Annotated in this window: 22 protein-coding genes and 2 tRNA genes; 14 read left to right on the top strand and 10 right to left on the bottom strand. The window is 40.0% G+C overall.

Annotated features, from left to right (window positions below; translation table 11 throughout):
- Positions 1–413: 413 nt before the first annotated feature.
- Complete coding sequence (locus NLX65_RS03035; protein ID WP_260537050.1) at positions 414–3,158, bottom strand: putative LPS assembly protein LptD; 2,745 nt, start codon at positions 3,156–3,158, stop codon at positions 414–416.
- A 429-nt stretch (positions 3,159–3,587) separates the two neighbouring features.
- Here NLX65_RS03035 and NLX65_RS03030 point away from each other — a divergent pair, with 429 nt between their 5' ends.
- The 5 genes from NLX65_RS03030 (at position 3,588) to NLX65_RS04085 (ending at position 5,529) form a co-directional block, all read left to right on the top strand.
- Complete coding sequence (locus tag NLX65_RS03030; protein ID WP_260537048.1) at positions 3,588–4,301, top strand: hypothetical protein; 714 nt, start codon at positions 3,588–3,590, stop codon at positions 4,299–4,301.
- A gap of 190 nt (positions 4,302–4,491) precedes the next feature.
- On the top strand, positions 4,492–4,686 hold the full coding sequence (locus NLX65_RS03025; RefSeq protein WP_260537046.1) for a hypothetical protein: 195 nt from the start codon (positions 4,492–4,494) through the stop codon (positions 4,684–4,686).
- A gap of 25 nt (positions 4,687–4,711) precedes the next feature.
- A complete protein-coding gene (locus tag NLX65_RS03020) occupies positions 4,712–5,092 on the top strand; it encodes an ankyrin repeat domain-containing protein (RefSeq protein WP_260537054.1) in 381 nt (126 codons plus the stop codon).
- Positions 5,088–5,264, top strand: a complete 177-nt coding sequence (locus NLX65_RS04090; RefSeq protein WP_445083374.1) for an ankyrin repeat domain-containing protein — start codon at positions 5,088–5,090, stop codon at positions 5,262–5,264. Before NLX65_RS03020 ends, NLX65_RS04090 begins: the two co-directional genes overlap by 5 nt.
- Before the next feature lie 88 nt (positions 5,265–5,352).
- On the top strand, positions 5,353–5,529 hold the full coding sequence (locus NLX65_RS04085) for a hypothetical protein (protein ID WP_445083373.1): 177 nt from the start codon (positions 5,353–5,355) through the stop codon (positions 5,527–5,529).
- 473 nt (positions 5,530–6,002) lie between these two features.
- On the opposite strand, the gene NLX65_RS03015 is transcribed toward NLX65_RS04085, so the two are convergent.
- From NLX65_RS03015 to NLX65_RS02990, 6 genes are all read right to left on the bottom strand, one after another.
- Positions 6,003–6,638 carry a DapH/DapD/GlmU-related protein gene (locus NLX65_RS03015; RefSeq protein ID WP_260537044.1) on the bottom strand — a complete coding sequence of 212 codons (636 nt, stop codon included), beginning with the start codon at positions 6,636–6,638 and terminating at the stop codon, positions 6,003–6,005.
- Positions 6,639–6,790: 152 nt separating this feature from the next.
- A complete protein-coding gene (locus NLX65_RS03010; protein WP_260537042.1) occupies positions 6,791–7,129 on the bottom strand; it encodes a hypothetical protein in 339 nt (112 codons plus the stop codon).
- A 38-nt stretch (positions 7,130–7,167) separates the two neighbouring features.
- Complete coding sequence (gene dnaX / locus NLX65_RS03005; RefSeq protein WP_260537040.1) at positions 7,168–8,535, bottom strand: DNA polymerase III subunit gamma/tau; 1,368 nt, start codon at positions 8,533–8,535, stop codon at positions 7,168–7,170.
- Between the two features lie 29 nt (positions 8,536–8,564).
- Positions 8,565–9,698, bottom strand: coding sequence for a molecular chaperone DnaJ (gene dnaJ / locus NLX65_RS03000; protein WP_260537038.1), 1,134 nt, complete (start codon positions 9,696–9,698; stop codon positions 8,565–8,567).
- The gene (locus tag NLX65_RS02995) at positions 9,699–10,421 is read right to left on the bottom strand and encodes a nucleotide exchange factor GrpE (RefSeq protein ID WP_260537036.1); all 723 of its coding nucleotides are present in this window, start codon (positions 10,419–10,421) and stop codon (positions 9,699–9,701) included.
- A gap of 112 nt (positions 10,422–10,533) precedes the next feature.
- Positions 10,534–11,139 carry a 1-acyl-sn-glycerol-3-phosphate acyltransferase gene (locus NLX65_RS02990; protein WP_260537034.1) on the bottom strand — a complete coding sequence of 202 codons (606 nt, stop codon included), beginning with the start codon at positions 11,137–11,139 and terminating at the stop codon, positions 10,534–10,536.
- A gap of 185 nt (positions 11,140–11,324) precedes the next feature.
- Between NLX65_RS02990 and NLX65_RS02985 the strand changes: the two genes are divergently transcribed.
- The 6 genes from NLX65_RS02985 to argS all read left to right on the top strand — a co-directional run bounded on the left by NLX65_RS02985 (position 11,325) and on the right by argS (position 15,599).
- A tRNA-Asn gene (locus NLX65_RS02985) sits at positions 11,325–11,398 on the top strand.
- 44 nt (positions 11,399–11,442) lie between these two features.
- Positions 11,443–12,372, top strand: coding sequence for a site-specific tyrosine recombinase (locus NLX65_RS02980; protein ID WP_260537032.1), 930 nt, complete (start codon positions 11,443–11,445; stop codon positions 12,370–12,372).
- A 44-nt stretch (positions 12,373–12,416) separates the two neighbouring features.
- Positions 12,417–12,490, top strand: a tRNA-Val gene (locus NLX65_RS02975).
- Positions 12,491–12,520: 30 nt separating this feature from the next.
- Positions 12,521–12,676 (top strand): hypothetical protein, encoded by a 156-nt coding sequence (locus NLX65_RS02970; RefSeq protein WP_260537030.1) that lies wholly within the window; start codon positions 12,521–12,523, stop codon positions 12,674–12,676.
- A 76-nt stretch (positions 12,677–12,752) separates the two neighbouring features.
- Complete coding sequence (locus NLX65_RS02965) at positions 12,753–13,382, top strand: 4'-phosphopantetheinyl transferase family protein (protein ID WP_260537028.1); 630 nt, start codon at positions 12,753–12,755, stop codon at positions 13,380–13,382.
- A gap of 456 nt (positions 13,383–13,838) precedes the next feature.
- A complete protein-coding gene (gene argS, locus NLX65_RS02960; RefSeq protein ID WP_260537026.1) occupies positions 13,839–15,599 on the top strand; it encodes an arginine--tRNA ligase in 1,761 nt (586 codons plus the stop codon).
- 111 nt (positions 15,600–15,710) lie between these two features.
- Here the strand turns inward: argS and NLX65_RS02955 are convergent, their stop codons facing one another.
- Positions 15,711–16,373, bottom strand: a complete 663-nt coding sequence (locus NLX65_RS02955; RefSeq protein WP_260537052.1) for a uracil-DNA glycosylase — start codon at positions 16,371–16,373, stop codon at positions 15,711–15,713.
- Positions 16,374–16,536: 163 nt separating this feature from the next.
- On the opposite strand from NLX65_RS02955, the gene rpsF reads away from it, so the two are divergent.
- From rpsF to rplI, 3 genes are read left to right on the top strand one after another with little or no spacing between them, the layout of a single operon-like run.
- A complete protein-coding gene (gene rpsF, locus NLX65_RS02950; RefSeq protein WP_260537024.1) occupies positions 16,537–16,896 on the top strand; it encodes a 30S ribosomal protein S6 in 360 nt (119 codons plus the stop codon).
- On the top strand, positions 16,893–17,144 hold the full coding sequence (gene rpsR / locus NLX65_RS02945) for a 30S ribosomal protein S18 (RefSeq protein WP_114909859.1): 252 nt from the start codon (positions 16,893–16,895) through the stop codon (positions 17,142–17,144). The genes rpsF and rpsR overlap by 4 nt, the downstream gene beginning before the upstream one ends.
- Before the next feature lie 7 nt (positions 17,145–17,151).
- Entirely contained in the window at positions 17,152–17,595 is a 444-nt protein-coding gene (rplI, locus tag NLX65_RS02940) for a 50S ribosomal protein L9 (RefSeq protein WP_260537022.1), read from the top strand.
- Between the two features lie 317 nt (positions 17,596–17,912).
- Here rplI and tnpC read toward each other — a convergent pair whose 3' ends face one another.
- Both tnpC and NLX65_RS02930 read right to left on the bottom strand, forming a co-directional pair.
- Complete coding sequence (tnpC, locus tag NLX65_RS02935; protein WP_260537020.1) at positions 17,913–19,247, bottom strand: IS66 family transposase; 1,335 nt, start codon at positions 19,245–19,247, stop codon at positions 17,913–17,915.
- A 166-nt stretch (positions 19,248–19,413) separates the two neighbouring features.
- On the bottom strand, positions 19,414–19,869 hold the full coding sequence (locus tag NLX65_RS02930; protein ID WP_260537018.1) for a DUF6444 domain-containing protein: 456 nt from the start codon (positions 19,867–19,869) through the stop codon (positions 19,414–19,416).
- Positions 19,870–20,192 lie beyond the last annotated feature (323 nt).

The following is a 20,192-nucleotide window of genomic DNA, read 5'->3' as shown; positions in this document are numbered from 1 at the left end:
GCCTAATGTTTTAGCTAGTTCCAATAACCCTAATTTAGGCTTGATAATTTTTTGATGTAAGTTCATAGTAGTTAAGATTTATATCATCATAATTTAACAATTGTCAGATTAAATCTTGACTACTACAATTCAAGATGCTGCATTGGTTTGATCACTACACATAAACAATAACCAACCCAAACAATTTATGCAGAATTTAACAACACTTAAAAACCACTCCGCTGAATGTATAAGATAGCAGCATACAAATGGAAAAATAGTAATCGCCCCTTTTTGGGGCTTCAAAGGAAACTGTTTTTCCTAATCATCTCTCAGATGCCACTTTCTATACCGTGACTTTTTACAGGGGAATTTTGCTTTTAATGCAAAAAAACAGTGACTTGAATAGATGCAAAGTATGACATATATGTCTTCTATTCATGCAGTTTATTATAGCTTCTTTTTCTTGGTAGCTTCAATACTTTTAAAACATTTGCTTTGACACCTAAAGAAAAATCATATTTAGCCGAATTGCCTAGTGGATGCCATTGGTAGCTAAGTTGCCAGCAGTGCAAATCCCGTTCAATGGAAATTTCTGTAGCAGATGCATCAAATTCATTTTTGTTAAAATTATACGTAGTACGCAGATTAATTTTCCACTTTTTAACCAAAGTGATACTCCCATTAAAAGAGATATATTTTTCTATGCTATAATTTTTTGCTCCTTCCTTGTATGCATATAATCTGTTATAGACTACATTAAACTCCGAGCCAATATTCCAGGGCACTTCAAAGTCTATCTTATGGTTTTCCATATTGTTGACCGATTGGTCGTGCTCTTGGAGCAGTGCTTTTTTTTTCTCTTTACGGGCATGGTGTGCAAGATCTATGCTGATCTTGCAGCTGGCGTTTTTCACTTTCCATAAATCTTGACCATAGTGCCATGCAAAATGATTGATCGGTTCTTCTTTGATGCTATCATCATCTAATATGGTCTTTTTAGTTAGATAAGGGTCAAAATTTGCCTTTAAGTCAAAGTCAATTTTGCCCATTTTACCTATTTTTGCCTCGCTAGCCATATGCATATGAATGCCATCTACTAGATGACATTCATCTTTCTTTGCTTGAAAGTCATATTTAGTTTCAAAATCTAAGTTTTTTAACAAAAAGATTTTATGGCTGCTTCTTTTTTTTTCTTTTTTTTCTGGATCTGCTGATTTTTTTATCTTTAACTCCACTGTATTATGTAGTTTACAGTTTAGAATAGATGTAGCATGATTCGGTACATCTAGACCTGGCCGTAGTCCTGTAAAGACATACTTTCTTTCTTTTTTCCCTTCTGCATTTTCTACTTCTTGGCAGTATTTTTTAGAGAAATCAGGCGTATAGGTAAAGTTAATACTAGGTTCCATTTTAATACGAAAGCCTTGAATCGATGTTGCTCCTTCAAAATAATGGGTGTGGTATAACGTAGTCCCTAGCGTTGCACCCAAATGCCAAGTATAGACCTGATTAAACCCTGGTTTCCGGATAGGCCCTTTTGTCTTCTTTTTAAGCCAGTACCACCCTGCATTATAGGTGAAATGTGGCTCTAAGTTAATAAACTCAAATAATTTACATTGTATGCTCAGGGGTATGGTATGCTTGACACCACGTTCTGTATAATGATTCCATCGATAGGTTGGAAAAATGGCTTGCGTGTTGTTGGTTACGTTAAGTGGGTTAGGGTCTTTTTTTGCGTTTTGTAAGTGGGTTTCAAAATCTATAGTATGTTTTATTTCCATAGTATGGAACCAATGGTGGGTGCCTGTAGAGCGAATGCTTTTAAACGGATGCCAAGCAGTACTATATAGGGAGCCGTTTGGTAAGGTCCAATGTATAAAATTCGAAAGTTGGTTGAGTTCAAATGCTGCACGTACCGTTAATCCATAGGGGAAGCCGATCAGGTTGTTCTGGTAGGATAAGCTCCCAGCACATTGTTGCTCCATGCTTTTTGGATTTTTGTTATCTTCATGGTCAAATGTTTTATAAGATTTGTTGTGGAGGTCAAGCTTTGCATTAAGACTGGTAGGGCCATGTTTTAGTGTAGTATGCTCGCATTTTAAAGACCACCCTTTCTCCTTTTCTGTTCTATTGACTGTATAATGTAGGTTGCCGCTGTATTGGTATCTTCTTTTATAGCGTAGTGTATTTTTAAGTTCTGCAGTACCACTAGAATATAGACTACCTAAAATAGAAATATCCACATAATCATTGAAATTGATGTAGTATCCGCCATTACGGAGATAAAAACCATATTCACCTTCCCCTATTTCTGGTGGAATTATACCGTATGTGCGTTTGCCTTCTAGAAATAAGGTACCAAAAATAGAGCCCAATGGTGTAGGCACTTGGTCAAAGTACAAGCGAAAGGGGCCGCTGGTAATTTGTTGATCTCGCACTATTTTAGCGCGTTTGGTACGTATGTAAAAATGGGGATGTGCTAGCGGGCAAGTAGTATAAATGATATCCTCCCCATAAAATGTTACTTCATCTTCCTTTTTGATCTGTTTGCTTTTAACAATAGATGCTTCTTGTTTGGTCAATAGGCGATCTACTAAAGCCCGTTTGGTTTCGATGTTATACCGGATTGTTTCCATAAAAAAGATCCGTGTTTGGGTAGAGCCCGCTTTACCATATTTGTTTTTGGTTACATCCTGATAGGTAAAAATAGGATTCCCTATCGGTTGGTTATGCAGATCCTTGCTGCCTTTTGCATAAAGCGTATGGGTCTTTAAGTGTAGCGCCACGATATCCGCTTCGAGTTTGATCTTATCATAGGCCAGCCTACTCGCCCCATGTAAAGAAAGCATGTCCTTTTTAGCATCAAAAACGATTGAATCTGTTGCTTGGTAGTGTACCATATCTGAAACGTGCTCTCCGCTTTGTTTGCTGCTAGATAATAAGAGAATCAATCGGTAGCTTTTATGAAAAGTAAGCGGTCTATTAGATTTCCTATCAGCCGTATAAGGCTGCACTGTATGTGAGTAGCTACTGGCTTGTATCCAGCTTCTATACGCAGTGTTATAACCATTACTAAAATAGGGACTACAATTAAAGTATGCAGTTGCTTTTGCAGATACGCCACTAAATATGAATGGTACTACAGCAACGATACGTAGGAAATAAGACTTAGGCACACCAACAAACTTTATTTTACCCTTTTCGTATAAAGGAAGACAATCTCAAATATAAAAGTATGTATTTGTTTTTCATATAGCCGGCCCTAACTATTCCATTTATCGTCTACGTTTTCTTATCGTATTACCTTAAGTATGCTACCCTTGACAAGGCGAAGTCATTATTTCATGTCTAATGCGGCATGCTGAGTTTTATGGTTTTTATTTGCGATTGTATTTATTTTTTTGTACATATCTAATATTTTAGGGTAATATTAAGGGGCGATTCATGAAATAGATAAGTTCCATGCGCCCTTATTAAGGTTTTTTTGCCTGATTCAATTGAAGCAGATAGACAGATAGGGTCATATGGATAGATCGTGGGGAGCTATACATTAAAGCCATTCTGCTTGGTAGTGATTATGCATATACAATTAAACATCAAATGCTATGAAAACGTATAGAAATGCTAGGGTAAGTCTATTCATTGGACTATTGAGCTTGAATACTTTGGCGTCTTGTGTTAACACAAGGGAGGAACTAGGTGCCAATAATAGGAGGTATCGCAGCGGCTGTTGTACAGCTACGGTCGATAATATGATGAGAGTAAAGAGACGCCACCCGGGATGGTTTTGGTCGGGAATTGCGGGGGGAGTCACTGCGCTGTCTCTTGTCTTTATAGGGGGGGGATATGGTCTGTATTATAATGTATTTGGCAATAACACCGGTCATAATAATGATACTGGTCTAGCCACCTCGACACCATTTCCGCTAAATAATGGAAGTACAACCGTTACACCATCCAGTACTACACCCTATCTAGAGGATACAACCCTAAAATTCATTACCGATGCGATAGAAAAGGGTGAAGAAAAATGGGGTAGTAGTAGTACTACTACTACTATTACTACTACAGTAGCACCATTGGTTGTACAGGATCCTAATGTCATAACGGATGAGATTGTGAAAGATCTTGATGGTCATGCTTGGTCATTAGAAAGTGTAAAAAAGTGGTTGGATGCAGGTCTACATGTTAATGCAACGGACCCAAAGGGGTGTAATATGTGGAATAGAGTATCACAATTGAAAATAGAAGAACCAAAAAAAAGAACAGTGCTAGACTTTCTAGATGGGCAGAACATAGATGTGAATAAAGCATGCTGATGCTATGTAGATTTTTGAAAAATAATCCAATTAACATTGTATAGAACAGGCTCTATCCTGGTATCCATTCGGATCATGGCGTAAACGGATGCCTTTAGCACGTTGACGCCATTGTTCTTGTACCTGAATTTTTTATTGAAGCAATGCTACTTGGTCATAATTATAACCTAACCATTTAACATCAAATGCTATGAAAACGTATATAAAATATAGCATAGGCCTATTGCGCATGCTATTAAGCCTCAACACCTTGTTTGTTTGTGTGCGCACAAATCAAGGAATGGATACACAAGAAAAACTTTCACCCTCGGCTATAGATAAGCGTCTCCACACAGGGCAAGGAATGGTTGCACAAGAAAAGTCTTCAGATTCGGTTGTAGAATAAACAAAGAACAGGACTAGGCCAAGCTATAGAGCAAGATAATGGCTTAACGGTTCAGATGCTGCTGGGATATGAGCGGACTGATATTAACAACGCGGGGGGCGGTGACACTACACTTGTATTGGCGTGTAAGTTACAAGTATGGGAAATAGTTCAGATTTTACTAAATTATACTGGGAATCAAACGTTAGATGTTACGATTCCAGATCCAGCGTCAGGCAAGCACCCTCTTCACTTGGCAGCTCAAGAAGGTTCTTTAGAAGTTATAACATTACTTTTAGATCCTAAGTATAAAGATAAAGTTGATGTAAATGCAAAGGATAAAGAAGGCAATACGGCTTTATATCTAGCAGCAGAGAATGGTCATAAAGATGTAGTTGAACGTTTGATGCCAAGCATCAGGTATTGATGTAAATGCTAAAAATAAAGATGGGGATACGGCTTTGCATCTAGCAATATACGCCAGTCACGAAGGGGCAGCTAAGCGCTTAATGGAAGAACCAGCTGTTGATATTAATGTCAAAAATAATAATGTTTACACACCTCTGATGGTGGCACAAGAGCGGGGCCTAACACCATGAAAGCGCTCCAATTAACACCATAAAAGCGCTCCTGGAAACTGAAAGGATTGATGCAAGTGTAAGTATTAAATAGAATAATAATAATGTTTTGCATCTAGCAGTAACCTATCACTTAGTAAATTTAGTTAAATCCTTGAGGATAGTCAACGAACTATTAGATGATACAAATGATCTTGGTTACACACCTCTGGAGCTGGCGTGCATCTGGGAATATGAAGAGATCATCGAACTGCTTAAAACAGCTCAAGATAACAAGGTATCATAAAATGACATTGTTTTAAGCATATGGTAATACTACGCTAAAAAAAGTCCGTGCCTTGGAAAGGGTTACGATCAGAAAGTTTGGTTTACAGCTAGAAAAGCAGCAGTCGTCCGCTTCACGGGCTCAAACAGGCTGTTTTTCTAGTCAGTTGTAAACGTATGCGGCTAAGCCGTATGTGTTCAGCGCGATGGTTTTTTGCGTCAAAAAAAACCGCCCCTGTAAAAAGTCGCGGTATAGAAAGTGGCAGTTTACAGATGATTTGGAAAAACAGTTTCCTTTGAAGCCCCCAAAGGGGGCCCTTTCTGTTTTTCCATCTGTAAGATGACACTTTCAGCGCTTTTTACCGAGGGCTTGATTTTTTGTCTACTTTTTTATAAAGAAAAAAGTGGGATAAAATTCATTATTAACCAGTATCGTGAACAGATACAAATTAAAGTTACCTTACTAACTATTGTCGTGCATAGACACTTTTATCCTTATTGAATAGACTTCGCTGGATTTCCCAGGAACACATCCCCCTTTTTTACATTCCCTAACACAACCGACCCTGCACCAATACTCGCTCCCTTTTGAATCGTCACACCGGGAATAATCCTGGCGCCTATGCCAATAAAGACCTCTTCTTCTATGGTGACATGATCACCAATAATGCTACCCGCACCTATTTCTACCCAATCATGAATTTGGGTTTCTGCTTCGATAATCACCCCATTATGTAGTATACAGTGGTTGCCTACAGTTACCTCTGAAGCCAAACAAACCTGTGCGCCTATGTAATTGCCTGAACCCATTTGAACCCCATCCGCTATAATGGCAGATGGATGAATCGCCGAGATGGATGTGGACTTTTGTTGGGCAATTAAAAAGTTTAAACAGTTTTTTCTTTTTTGGATATGACGGTACGCTATAAAAGAAGCACACTCCTGGTTCAGTAACTCAAGAAAGGTTGGATCATCTGTAGCGCCTAAAACAGGAATGTTATGAATAGTGGTATTATGCCATTTTGTTTCATCATCTAAAATGCCATAGACGATTAAATTGTTTCTTTGAAAAATGTCTAAAGACCCCTTTGTCAGATGGCATGCGCCTAAAATAATCACACCTTTATGCATATAATTGAAATTGATCTATGGTTTTAATAATGGCAACGCAAGTGTAAACGATCTGTTCAGCCCATGCATTGCCTGAAGGATAAAAATAAAGCCAAATGGTCAATAAATTTAGGTCATACTTTTGGATCAAGCAAAAAACTGGCCTATCTGCTTTAGTAGGCTACTTCCAACATCAGACGTTCTTGTAGTAGGGTGATAGCTGCATTTTTTTTGCCCAAATAGGTTAATTTTTCTTGGTCTGTATAGGGTTTTGGAGCAGTTGTTTGCTCGGTCAAAATACCTTGAATGGTGATATCAGGATGATTTAATTTTAGCTTAGGTAAAAGCTCCTCCTTGAGGCTCTGTAACAGGTTTTCTTGAACGGGATTGATCAAGGAAATGGTAAGCATCGTATCTTGAATCTCTATAGGTTGATTCATAAGGCGATAAGCAGCTGTATGCCCCCTTTTTTTTAGGTCTTCCCTATAGGCAGCCAGGCAAGATTGCACCATTGCTGCTGGTACCGGCTTTTTTAGGTTACATGGGCTAGCTATTTTTTTTTTACATCGGAGTCATTTGTTTTTTTCTTTGTCAATGTTGACTTTAAGTTTGCTAAGGTAGGAATCGTTATGGTTGTTGGCTGCTGGGCAGCTGGGGCGGGCGTAGTAGGCAAATGGTCGGGGTTTGGCTTGGCCAGTGGCGTTATAGAGGACTGAACGGCAGCAGCATCCATTTGTTTAGGTTGCGTACTAATGGGTGCTTGGGGAGGATCTATTTTTGGTAATGATTGATCTGGTAATGGCGTGCTTGCTGAGGTAGACAAATGACTAGTGGCTAAGTCAATCAGTGCCAGTTCTACATGTAACCTTTGGTGTTGGCTAGACTTATAGCCTATATCACATTGGTTTAAGCGTGCCAACGCCTTTAATAAAAACGGCATCTTACATCTAGATGCATACTCCGCATAACGTGAACGCATATTGTCTGTGACCTCTAAAAGAGGGAGCGTAGCATCGTCTGTGCAGACCAATAGGTTGCGTAGATATTCGCCAAGGCCCACCACAAAATGATGGCCATTAAAACCTGCACGCAAAACAGCATCATAGAGCGTGAGGACCGCAGGAATATCCCCCCGTAAGCAAGCATCTATACATTTAAAATAATAGTCGTAATCCAAAATTTGGAGATGATCACGTGTGGCCGCATAGGTAATTTTTCCTCCTGCGCCTGCAGAAGCCGTGATCAGATCAAATATGGAAAGCGCGTCCCGCATGGCCCCTTCTGCCTTTTGTGCAATCAGCTGTAGTGCAGACTCCTCATAAGCAATAGCCTCCTTTGTCGCAATCGCTTTGAGTTGTGTAACGATATCCTCTAATTTAATTCTATTAAAGTTAAAGATTTGACAACGAGATAAAATAGTAGGTAAAACCTTATGTCGTTCTGTAGTAGCCAATATAAATATGGCATAGCTAGGAGGTTCTTCAAGCGTTTTGAGAAAGGCATTAAAAGCCGCATTAGACAACATATGTACCTCATCTATAATGTAAATCTTGTATTTACCCATTTGAGGGGCATAGCGCACCTGTCCCACCAGTTCACGAATGTCTTCCACAGAATTGTTAGAGGCTGCATCTAACTCATAGACATTCATGGCGCTATGGCTGTTTAAGCTTAGGCAATTGGTACACTGGTTACAGGGTTCTACTGCTTCGGTTACTTCTATACAATTGATGGCTTTGGCTAAAATACGGGCACAAGTAGTTTTCCCCACACCACGTGGACCACAAAAAAGAAAAGCATGTGCAAGCTGTCCAGAGGCTATCGCATTCTTTAATGTGGTAGTAATATGGGGCTGACTGATCACATCTTTAAAACTAGTAGGACGGTATTTTCTTGCAGAGACTACAAATTGGCTCATGGTCACATGGTAAAAAGACGGGTATTGGCCTATCCTTGAAAAAAAGATTTAATCCGCTCAAAAAAGCTCTCTTCCTTCTTATTTGGCTTCGGTATAAAGTTAGGCGAATCACGCAGTGAAAGCAAAATTTCTTTTTCTTCTTTTGTAAGCTCTTGTGGAGTCCAAATTTGCACAAAAACCAACTGATCTCCCTTTTTGCTATAACTATTCACATCTGCAATACCTTTCCCTTTTAGCTTAAGGACCTCACCGCATGATGTACCAGGTGGGATTTTAAGGCGCACTTTGCCATATATAGTAGGTATTTCCATTTCGCAACCTAGTGTGGCATCTATAAAGCTGATATGCAGGGTATAGCAGATATTATTTCCTTCACGTTTTAAAAGGTCATCTTCCTCTTCTTCTATTTGCACAATCAAGCTGCCTGGCATACCGCCACGGAGTGGTGCGTTGCCTCTGCCACGTATGGTAAGTTCCATATTCTTTTTGACTCCCTTAGGTACTTCGAAGGTAATCAAATCGTCTATAAATTTTCTACCTTCTCCCTGGCAATCTCTACAAGCTGTTTTAATACGGCTCCCTGTTCCAGCGCAGCTGCTACACACAGACTCTGTAAGCATGTTGCCCAACATGGTTTGAGTCGTTTTACGCACCACGCCATGGCCCTTACATGGGCCACATTTTTCTACAGCCAGTCCATTTTCCGCTCCATTACCGCCACATGCGTCACAAGTTGTATAACGCTTTACCTTTACTTTTTTCTCCGCACCCAATGCAATCTCTTTGAGGTTTAGTTTGATTCTTATGCGTAAGTCTTCACCATAATTAGACGCCCGTCGTGTTCTCCTGCCGCCACCAAAAAAACTGCTAAAAGGAGAATCTTGAAATAGATCATTCAAATCACCTTCGAAAAAGTCATCTCCATGGGACCGCCCTCCCCCTTGAAAGCCACTTGTACCGAACTGATCATATTGATGCTTTTTCTCTGGGCTGCTTAACACATCATAGGCTTCTGTGGCCGCTTTAAACTTCTCCTCTGCCGCTTTGTTGCCTGGATTTTTATCAGGGTGGTATTGCATGGCTATCTTTCGATAGGCCTTTTTAATCTCGTCCGCAGTGGCACTACGTTCTACACCCAGGATATTGTAATAATCTTTTTCCATTTATACTCCAATTATAACTTTAGCAAACCGCAACACATATTCATGGATTAGGTATCCCTTCTCTACTACGCCGACAATCTTCCCTTGCATTTCTAGATTATCTACCGGCTGCTGCATAATCGCTTCGTGTAGATCCGAGTTAAAGGCAGTGCCATGCGTTATGGTGATTTCTTGTACCCCATATTTTTTTAATATTGCACCTATTTTATCATAAATCAGTTTGATCCCTTCAATGTGTTGGAATGCCTCTTCTGTACCTTGTAGGGCCGCTATACATCGTTCAAAATCATCTACAATAGGTAAAAGCTCTTTAAGGGTTTGTTCATTCGCTTTATCCGTAAAGGCTATGCGCTCCTTAGCTGCACGCTTCTTGAAGTTATCAAACTCAGCATAAAGGCGCATATATTTATCATTTGCCTCCATGAGTAGCGTTTGCATTTGTTCCAATGAACCTATATCAGCGCTGCATACGTGCGGCTGGCTATCACTTAGCCTATCAGCTGACTGACAACACCCTCCCTCTGGTTCGACCTTTTGTTCATAGCAACAACCTCCTTGAGCTGCTGCCTCTTGCCGACCACAGCAACAGGGTTGATCCATTGTTTCTTCACCGTTGCAGCAACATGGGGTTGTTGTTTCCTCACTACAGTAAGCGGTTTGATTTTTGTCTACTGTCTCCTTGCAGCAGCCTTTTCTGTTTGTGTCTGTATCGTGTAACTTCATGCTTTATGGTATAAAATGATGACGAGATGACCTCATGAGACCTCTTTTGAAACGTAATTTTAAAAGTATATGCAATTTTTTTGCCAAATGTGGGCGATACTGCCAAATTGTCCTATCCAATTACCCCATTGTCTGGATATTTCCCAGGTATTTTTCGGTAGAAATCTTGAATACTTGCTATATCTTGCTCCATATTACCCGTACGATGGAAGATAGGCCCTAAGCCGAGTTCTTTTTTGGCATAGTTGATATACCCTAAAATAATCGGCACATTTGCGGCTTCCGCTAATCTATAAAATCCTGTTTTCCATCGTTTTGCATAGCTTCTGGTTCCCTCTGGCGCAATCACAAGCATCAGCGCATCTGCTTGATGAAGCATCTCTGCCATCACCGCTACCATATTGGTGCGTTTGGTGGTTTGGGTTCTATCTATTGGAATGGCGCCCAGCATCTTCATTAAATAGGAAAGTGGAAAAAACATCACCTCTTTTTTTATGGCAAACCTAAGTGGCACATCTGGATGGCTCAGTTTAAATAATATGCCGTAAATGAAGTCCCAATTACTCGTATGTGGTGCGAGTGACACGACTGCTTTTTTCCAAACGGTTGGATCGACTGCATTGTTAATTTTCCAGCCTAGCAACTTGATCAGCGCCACCGCACACTTTTGGGTCCAACGGTTTTTTGGCTTGGCCCTGCTACCTTCGAAATCCATCATCTTCTATGCTTTATTCAGGTTGACCATTCATCCTACTAGACCCAATTTAATATAAAAAAGTGAACCTAGGGCAGTTAGGCGCATACATCATGCAATGATTGGTGATTAATGCAATGATTTTCTTGTCCATCTATATAGACTATTGTTTATGCAAGAAAAAAATGGTAAAATTGTAGTGGTTACAATCCTCCTTAGCTCAGTTGGTTAGAGCATTTGACTGTTAATCAAAGGGTCGCTGGTTCGAGTCCAGCAGGGGGAGCTATAGCTGATCTCTTCAATTCTGGCTGATTGTTAGTGCATATCATGGAACATGAATGGAAATCTTTGCTACAGCAGTTTGAGACCTACCTTCGTTTAGAGCGTTTGCTTGCGGAACATTCTATTCTAGCCTACATTGCTGATGTAACAAGATTTGCCCAGTTTTTGTGGGGCAGGGGAGTGGTGCCGGTTACAGTAAATTCTATTCATATTCAATCATTTTTATCAGAATTGCATGCATTAGGCATGAAGGCTACGAGTCAAGCAAGAATACTTTCTGGGTTGCGTATTTTTTACAAATTTTTATGGTTGGGTCAGCATATTACTAAGGACCCAACTAAGCTGATAGCAAGTCCTCATTTAGGGCAACATCTGCCATCTGTTTTGTCTGTATCAGAAATCGAGGCGATGATAGGTGCGATAGACCATTCTACTCCGCTTGGCACTCGGAATAGAGCCATTGTGGAGACCCTTTATGGTACAGGCGTACGTGTTTCTGAGCTGATCACTTTGAAGTTAAGCCATATCTATTTCGAAGAAAACTTTGTACGTGTCATTGGTAAAGGAAATAAAGAGCGTTTGATACCTATTGGAGCTATGGCTTTAAAGCATATTAAATGGTACGTGCAGGAAGTACGTAGCCATATGGGCATAAAGTCAGGTTGTTTAGATACGGTTTTTTTAAACCGGCGTGGAGGCAGCTTAACCCGGGTGATGGTTTTTTTAATTGTGCAAGCGCTTGCGAGAAAAGCTAAAATCAATGTGGAGGTTGGGCCGCACATTTTTAGGCACTCTTTTGCCACCCACTTAATAGAAGGGGGGGCCGATTTACGCGCTATACAGGAAATGTTGGGCCATAGTTCTATTACTACTACTGAAATATATACCCATCTAGATAGACACTATCTTAGACAAGTCATGCAAGACTATCATCCAAGAAGCCGGTTACATCCACATCATAACGCATCGGCATAACAGGCTATACATGTTTTTTATAAAAAATCACTATATTTGTTCCTGGGTCCTTAGCTCAGCTGGTTAGAGCATCTGTTTTACACACAGAAGGCCGCAGGTTCGAATCCTGCAGGGCCCACGTTTGTTATTGTACCTAAAATTAGCGATTATGCCCGTTAGATTACAACGTAAAGCAAGAAGAAATAAAACCAAAGCAGCGCAGCGTAAAGCTTCGATCAAGCGTCTTATGTTTATACCTGTTATTAAATGTTTAGATGTAGAAGCCATACGTCAAAGTTTTGCAGATTGTAAGGCCACTGTATAGATTTTAGGTAGCGCATGCTATGCCACCAGATGCGTGCCATGTTCATGAGCTGTTGCAGTGATGGTCCTTTTTGTCTATGCCTCTTTATCGCTTTTCCGAGTGTGTCTCCCATGCTTTTTACCTTATTTGGAAGATTGAAGAAAGTGTGGAAGCCTTGCATGCGCAACTACATCCTCAATTTTTAGCTGATTTTCATAGTAATAATCTATCTTCTATAGATAGGCAGCAGCAATCTCTAGCCGTAAGAGTTGCGCTTTGTTGCTTACTAAAAAAATTAAATTTCCCCCTTGCATCCCTTTCTAAAAATGCACAGGGAAAGCCCATTTTAGCGGGTTACCATATTAGCTTTACCCATACCCGTTATTTAGCTGCAGTGGCCTTATCTACCGTGTGCCCTATAGGCATTGACATAGAAATAGTGAAGCCCAGCTTGCATAAGGTACAAAAAAAGTTTTTAACAGAAGCAGAAGTGCAAGATGCCAATCACTGCCTTGCAAAGCTCGCCATCTATTGGTGTGCCAAAGAAGCATTGTATAAGCGTTTGGATCAGCAAGCAATCGTTAAGGATAGTTGTATAGCGCCATTTCAGCTACAAGCTGAAGGCAAAATTATAGCCTATTGGCATCAAAAAAAGCATGTATTGGGTTATCAATGTATAGCTGATGGTGCAATAGAGCCGCATGTTTTGGTCTATTCTCAAGATTAATAACGCGTTTCAAACTGCATCTGTTGGGTGTCCACCAAATGGTGTCAATATAAGGAATATTTTTATTTGACAATCAATGAAAAATACTTAAATTGGCCCCATTAGCTGAACACATACGAAATAATCGCTAAAAATAGTTTCTGCCACTTCATCTAGGATAGCAAAGCGATACTTCTAATTTTTAAAGCGCATTATTTTACTGGTTCAGATAAAGTTGTTACAGCTATGGGCTGCATGCGCTGTCTAATCACAACTTTTTCTAAGGTGCATTTTTGCTTGTTTTGGCGTACCAAAATACCCAACAAATACTAAATCAGCAATAGGCCAATTGCATAGATGTGATTATAGCTGGTTGGTAAGCTATAGACTTTAACCACTACATAAAGCTGGGCTGACCCAATAGATTTGCTTACAATTTTTTAATTTTAACCCTAATCAGCTCAAATTTTTAACCCTATGCCTATAGAGATCATACCACTTGAACCTACACTTAGATCAGCCATACAACAAGCATTTCTAAAATGCTATAACCTGACGCTATCGGAAGCGGCCTGCAGCTTACAAGTAACCAGAAAAGAATTCGAAGGCACTTTTTCACTTCCTGTCTTTCCTTTTTGCAAAAGCTGTCAAGCACAACCTACTGAGCTAGCAGAAACGATAGGCCAATGGTTGCAAACCCATACCGATCTAATCGCGCGTTATCATGTCATCAATGGATTTCTAAACCTGGTGATCGATGCAGCCATTTGGATGGCTATTTTAAAATCTATTGCAGATAACCCATCTTACGGACACCTACCCAAACAAAAACGCCGTGTAGTGGTGGAGTTTTCATGCCCGAATACCAATAAGCCCCAACACTTAGGCCATTTACGGAATAACTTTTTAGGCAGCTCCTTGGCAGCTATATTAGATGCGGCTGGCTATACCGTACATAAAGTAAACTTGATCAATGACCGGGGGATTCATATTTGTAAGTCTATGGTTGCTTACCAACAGTTTGGTGGCGATGCAACTCCAGCCAGTACTGGCATAAAGGGAGATCACTTCGTAGGCAACTATTATGTAAAATTTGACCAAGTCTATAAGGAAGAACTGGCCCTGCTCCCTGAAGGGGAAACACCACTTATTCTACAAAAGGCACAAAGGATGTTGGTAGAATGGGAAAAAGGAGACTCTGTGGTAATGGCTTTGTGGCAAAAGATGAATGGATGGGTCTATGATGGATTCAATGTGACCTACAACCAATTGGGCGTCACCTTTGATAAAACCTATTATGAGTCTGAAGCCTATCTGCTTGGCAAAAGCATTGTAGAGGAAGGAGTGCATAAAAACATATTTTATAAAAGAACAGATGGCGCCATTGCGGTTGACTTAGAAGGTTTAGGCGAAAAGGTGCTATTGCGCAGCGATGGAACCGCTATCTATATTACACAAGACTTAGGCATAGCGGATTGGCGTTATGCAGATTACCATTTTGATCAAATGATTTATGTGGTGGGCAACGAACAAACCTACCACTTTAAGGTTTTATTTGCCATTATGTCCCAATTGGGTAGGCCCTATGCCACAGCTATGCACCACTTCCCCTATGGCATGGTGGATCTTCCTGATGGTAAAATGAAGTCCAGAGAGGGAAATGTAGTAGATGCAGATCATCTTATAGATGAGATGGCTGGTACGGTTGGTAACTATATGGGCCATACCCATAAAACGGAAGGCTTAACGCAAGAAGAGCTAGAAAAACTGCATCATACTTTAGCAATGGGTGCCTTAAAATTCTTTTTACTACGGGTTGCACCTCAAAAAAGGATGTTATTTAATCCTAATGATTCTATTGACTTTCAAGGAGATACTGGCACATTTATTCAATATACCTATGCCCGCATCTGTTCACTAATCCGCAAAGCCCAAGCGAACCAAACCCTAGATCCGCCAAGCATCCAACTCAGTCAACTAGAACAGGCACTTATTTTCCAATTGTATAGGCTGCCTGCCGCCATAGAAGAAGCAGCCGTCACCTATATGCCCTCTGTAATCGCTAATTATGCGTTAGAGTTGGCTAAAACCTATAACAGGTTTTATGCCAGTGCGCCAATATTGCGAGAAGCGAATCCTTCCATTAGGGCAGTTAGGCTATTGCTTTCTGTTTGTGTCGGTCGGGTGCTCAAAAAAAGCATGGCACTCTTAACCATTGAGCTGCCAGAGAAAATGTAATATGGCGCCCACTTAAGGATGACACCATTGTACAAGTAAAGGGATAAGGCATTTTATTTTTGTCTTAGTGTAGTATGGCCATTGGCTGCATGGATAGGATAAAACCACCCTTTACCACGCAATAGGTGTTTGGTCTGTGGCCAACAGATAGGCATTCGCTTTGCTAAAAGGTCTGCTTTGAAAAAAACCCCTATGGGCAGATAGCGGAGAAGGATGGGCTGATTTTAAGATCAGATGTTGCTGCGCATCAATCAACCTTTCTTTTTTACCAGCATAACTGCCCCATAGGATGAATACGACGTGTTGTTTGCGGCTGGAAATGGCCTCTATCACTGCGTCGGTAAAAAGCTCCCACCCTTGGTTTTGATGAGACCCTGCTTTATGCGCTTCCACAGTCAACGTGGCATTTAACAACAATACCCCCTGTTTGGCCCAACCCTCTAATGAGCCAGAGGCGGGCACTGGGTTCCCCAAATCCGCTTGCAATTCCACAAAAATATTGCGCAATGAAGGGGGCAAAGCGATGCCTAAAGGGACAGAAAAAGCCAACCCATCTGCTTGCCCTGGGCCATGGTAAGGATCTTGCCCTAAAATCACCACTTTGGTATGAGCAAAGGGAGAAAGGTCAAAGGCTCTAAAGATATTTTTAGGTACTGGATAGATGGTGCCATTGCGATAGGCGGCCCGTACGTAATCCGCTAACGTTTTGAAATAAGGCTTTTCAAACGCTTCAGTAAGCTCAGTTTTCCACGATGATTCTATTCCTACATTCATGGTTACAAGGGTTAAGTCATGCAAAAAAGCCAAATACATGCATACAAATGCTATATACAACATCCTATATAAATTATAAAAATTTACTTGACTTTATCAATTTCTTTTTAGAACTTCGTTTTTGTTATCCGGTATCCAGGCTTGGACATTATATTCATATAACATGAGACATTACGAAACGGTATTTATACTATCACCAGTACTTTCTAACGATCAAATTAAAGCATCTATAAATAAGTATAGATCATTTTTAATGGAGCGTAATGCCACCATTATGCATGAGGAGGAGATTGGTTTAAAACCTTTGGCTTACCAAATAAAGCATAAAAAAAGTGGGGTATATCATCTCATAGAATTTACAAGTGATCCTAGCTTGATTCAAGCGTTGGAGGTTGCTTATGCACGAGATGAGGAGGTGTTGCGTTTTTTAACCTTTGCTTTAGACAAGCATGGCGTAGCGCATAACATGGCCAGGCGGTCGGATGATGGGACAAACGAATCTAAGAAAGCAGTAGCGCTATGACTTTAGTAAACGAATCAATACAAAAAAAAACAATCACTAAGAAATTTTGTCGCTTTAAGCGGTATGGCATTAAGTATGTCGACTATAAGTGCGTTGAGTTTTTAATGAAGTTTCTCAATGAGCAGGGGAAGCTATTACCTAGACGCATTAGTGGCAATAGTCTGAAATATCAAAAAAAGGTAGCTTGTGCTGTAAAGCGTGCTAGGCAGCTTGCTTTACTTCCTTATGTAGCGGATAATTTAAAATAAACCAAAGATGGAAGTAATATTACAGCGTGTACACAAAACATTAGGAAACAAAGGTGCCATCGTTTCGGTTAAAGCGGGTTATGCTAGGAATTACCTGATTCCTGAAGGGCTTGCGGTTGTGGCTAGTGATATGCATAAAAAGGTTGCACTTGAAAATGCAAAGCAAGCCGCACATAAAATATTAAAGTTAAAAGCCGATGCTGAAGCACTGTTGCCTCTTTTAGCAGCTACCAAGGTGGTAGTGCCTGCCAAGGTCCGTGAAGGTGGTAAGATATTTGGTTCTATTACGCCTTTACAAATTGCTAAATCGCTTAAGGAACAGGGTATTGCCATAGACTATGCTAAGATAAGGATTGAACTCCCTATTAAGCAAACAGGAACGTATCAGGCGATGTTGTCTTTGCATGAAACGGTTTCTTATACACTAACCTTTGACGTAGTGCCTATCTAGAAGGACTATTTTGATCTTGGGGGCTTCGTATAGCGTGTGAAAGGGGGTTTGTTGCTAGGAACTCTTTTACAGTATCATTTTTTTGTTTTTTGTTTTTTTTGATAAAAGCTATAGGGGCCCCTTCCCCACTCATTTAAGCACCCCAAATTCTTACGGGCAAAATCTTTCTCTTCCGTAAAATTTTTCGGCTGGTAGACTGCCCTTACGTAGTCGTCAAAGGAAAATAAATGGTATGCGTTCAGAACTGTGGCAGAAAACACGTTTTTTTCTGTGTCCTTTTACGTCAATGGTTTTTAAGCGATTATATTGAGTAGTTGTCAGTATGGCTTTAGCTTTTTCTGCTTCCAAGTTAGGTATAAAGAGATGATCCGTTCTAAGAATCTATTTCCTCTTTCTGATTGCGTGAAGTAGGAATTTTTCCGATATACCACATAGTGTCTGATTTGTCTTTCAGCCAAGTTATTAGTTAAAGGAATGTTGATCGGATCCTGGTAAAATCTCCATAGCATAGGCTCTACTCGCATTATATTTCTGGCTACTGGACTAGCATGGATAGCATCTGGTAATCTAATAATAGCCTTTAGAGCATACCATGTCCGTTGGCGCAATTTTCTAATACGCCTTAAAAAGTTAAACAGCTCTATAGACTGGTTCAAAAAGGCTCGATGCAAGGCAAATAACTCACTTGCTATTTCTTTTAAATAAACGCCTAATCTTTTAACATCACTATGCCAACTGTGAGCATACCTTTCAAAATCTCTAGCCAGATGTGACCAACAGAGTTGTCTATGGGTGGGTGGAAAGTAATTGTAAACTGGGTATATATCGCTAATCACAAGGTGTCGTGTAGGATTTAGCCCACTACTTTCTAGAACTTTCCTGCTTCTGGAATCCGTTAGCTTAAGCAGACTGGCTATAGGAGTGGTAAAAATCCAGCACCAACCTAGTTTACCGCTGGTATAGTGACCAGTTTCATCTATATGTAACATTTTGCTGTTCTTAACAGTTTCTTCTATAGCTTGATAAGCTTTTTGGCATTTGGAAGCTACTCTAGCTTCACTATTAGAGATACTACCAAGACTGATATCAAGATTAAAAATATCTTGTAAAATCTGAGATACTTCTCTTTTAGAGTTTTTGTAAAAACCGGTTAAGGCAGTAATTACTGACTTGATGTTAGGGCTAAAGGTATCTGAAGTAACACCGGTAGGCAACGAATGTGCGTAGCGTTTGCCGCATTGTCTACAACGACCGTGGTACACATGATAGTTGGTTACGTGTGGCTTAATCTCTGGCAAATCTATTTTTTGATGAATGTAAGGCTTGGGAAAGATCACTACAGAACCACCACAGGAACAGGAATCTGAAATCGGTAAATCAATAACTTCATCTGCTGCCAGTTTAGTACGAGTGGTACCTGAGTGACCAGTCTGCCCACCTCTATTACGTGGACTTTTTACCTTATCACGCTTCTGTTTATATAATTCTTTAGAGGTAAGGCCTAGCTTGTCTTTTAGTTTAGCATTTTCTTCTCTTAAAGATGTATTGGTGGCCTTTAACAATCTGTTATTTCCCCTTAATAGAGAAATCTCTGCTTCTAAAAGGCTAATTCTTGCTTCTAAGCTACTGATTACAGATGTCAAATCGTCCATCTAGTTGATAACTATACTTAAATAATAATGAAACCTAACAATTTATGCCTGCTTAGCAAAATTGTAGTGGCAACTGTCGTGAACGGAAACAGGGAGCGAAGCAGCATAACGTTTGCCGCATTGTCTACAACGATTATGCTGTAGATGATAATTGATTACATGGGGGTTAATTTCTGGCAGATCTACTTTTTGGTGAATAATAAGGCTTAGCAGATATAGCTATAGGACCACCACAGGAACAGGAATTGGCAATGTGTAACTCAATAACTTCATCTGCTTCCAGCTTACTACGAGTCGTGCCTGCGTGACCAGGCTGGCCGCCTCTATTACGAGGGCTTTTTACTTTATTCCGTTTTTGCTTGTACAACTCTTTAGAGGTAGGAATTGAGGAGTTCTTTGACGTGAGACCTAGCTTGTCTTTTAACTTACAATTCTCTAACGCCAAGGATTTATTCGCTAATTTTAAAGAATGTGTAAGTGATTGTAATGAATCAAGCTCTGATTTCAGTAACGAATTCTCTGCCTTTAAGGAGCCATTTTTTGACCTTAATAAAGAAACTTCTGACTTTAAAAGAGTAGCCTCTGATTGAAGGCTAAGGATGACCGATTTAAGATGGTCCATTGACTTGAGTATTACACATAAATAATGACTAAACCTAACAATTTATTCACATTTTAACAAATCTTAAAAACCACGGCCCTGAACACACACAAAAAATGGAAAGGTAGCAAATGGCAATTTGCAGGCAAAGCCATTTATTTTAACACCCAAGCCTATGCTGCTAGGCTATACGCATATCTACCCCAACCCTTATATATGTAGTAGTCAAGATTTAATCTGACAATTGTTAAATTATGATGATATAAATCTTAACTACTATGAACTTACATCAAAAAATTATCAAGCCTAAATTAGGGTTATTGGAACTAGCTAAAACATTAGGC

This window comes from Candidatus Cardinium sp. TP, assembly GCF_025215055.1.
In the GTDB taxonomy this organism is placed as follows: domain Bacteria; phylum Bacteroidota; class Bacteroidia; order Cytophagales; family Amoebophilaceae; genus Cardinium.
Note: the sequence above shows the minus strand (reverse complement) of the source record. Positions and strands in the feature narration are given on the sequence as shown.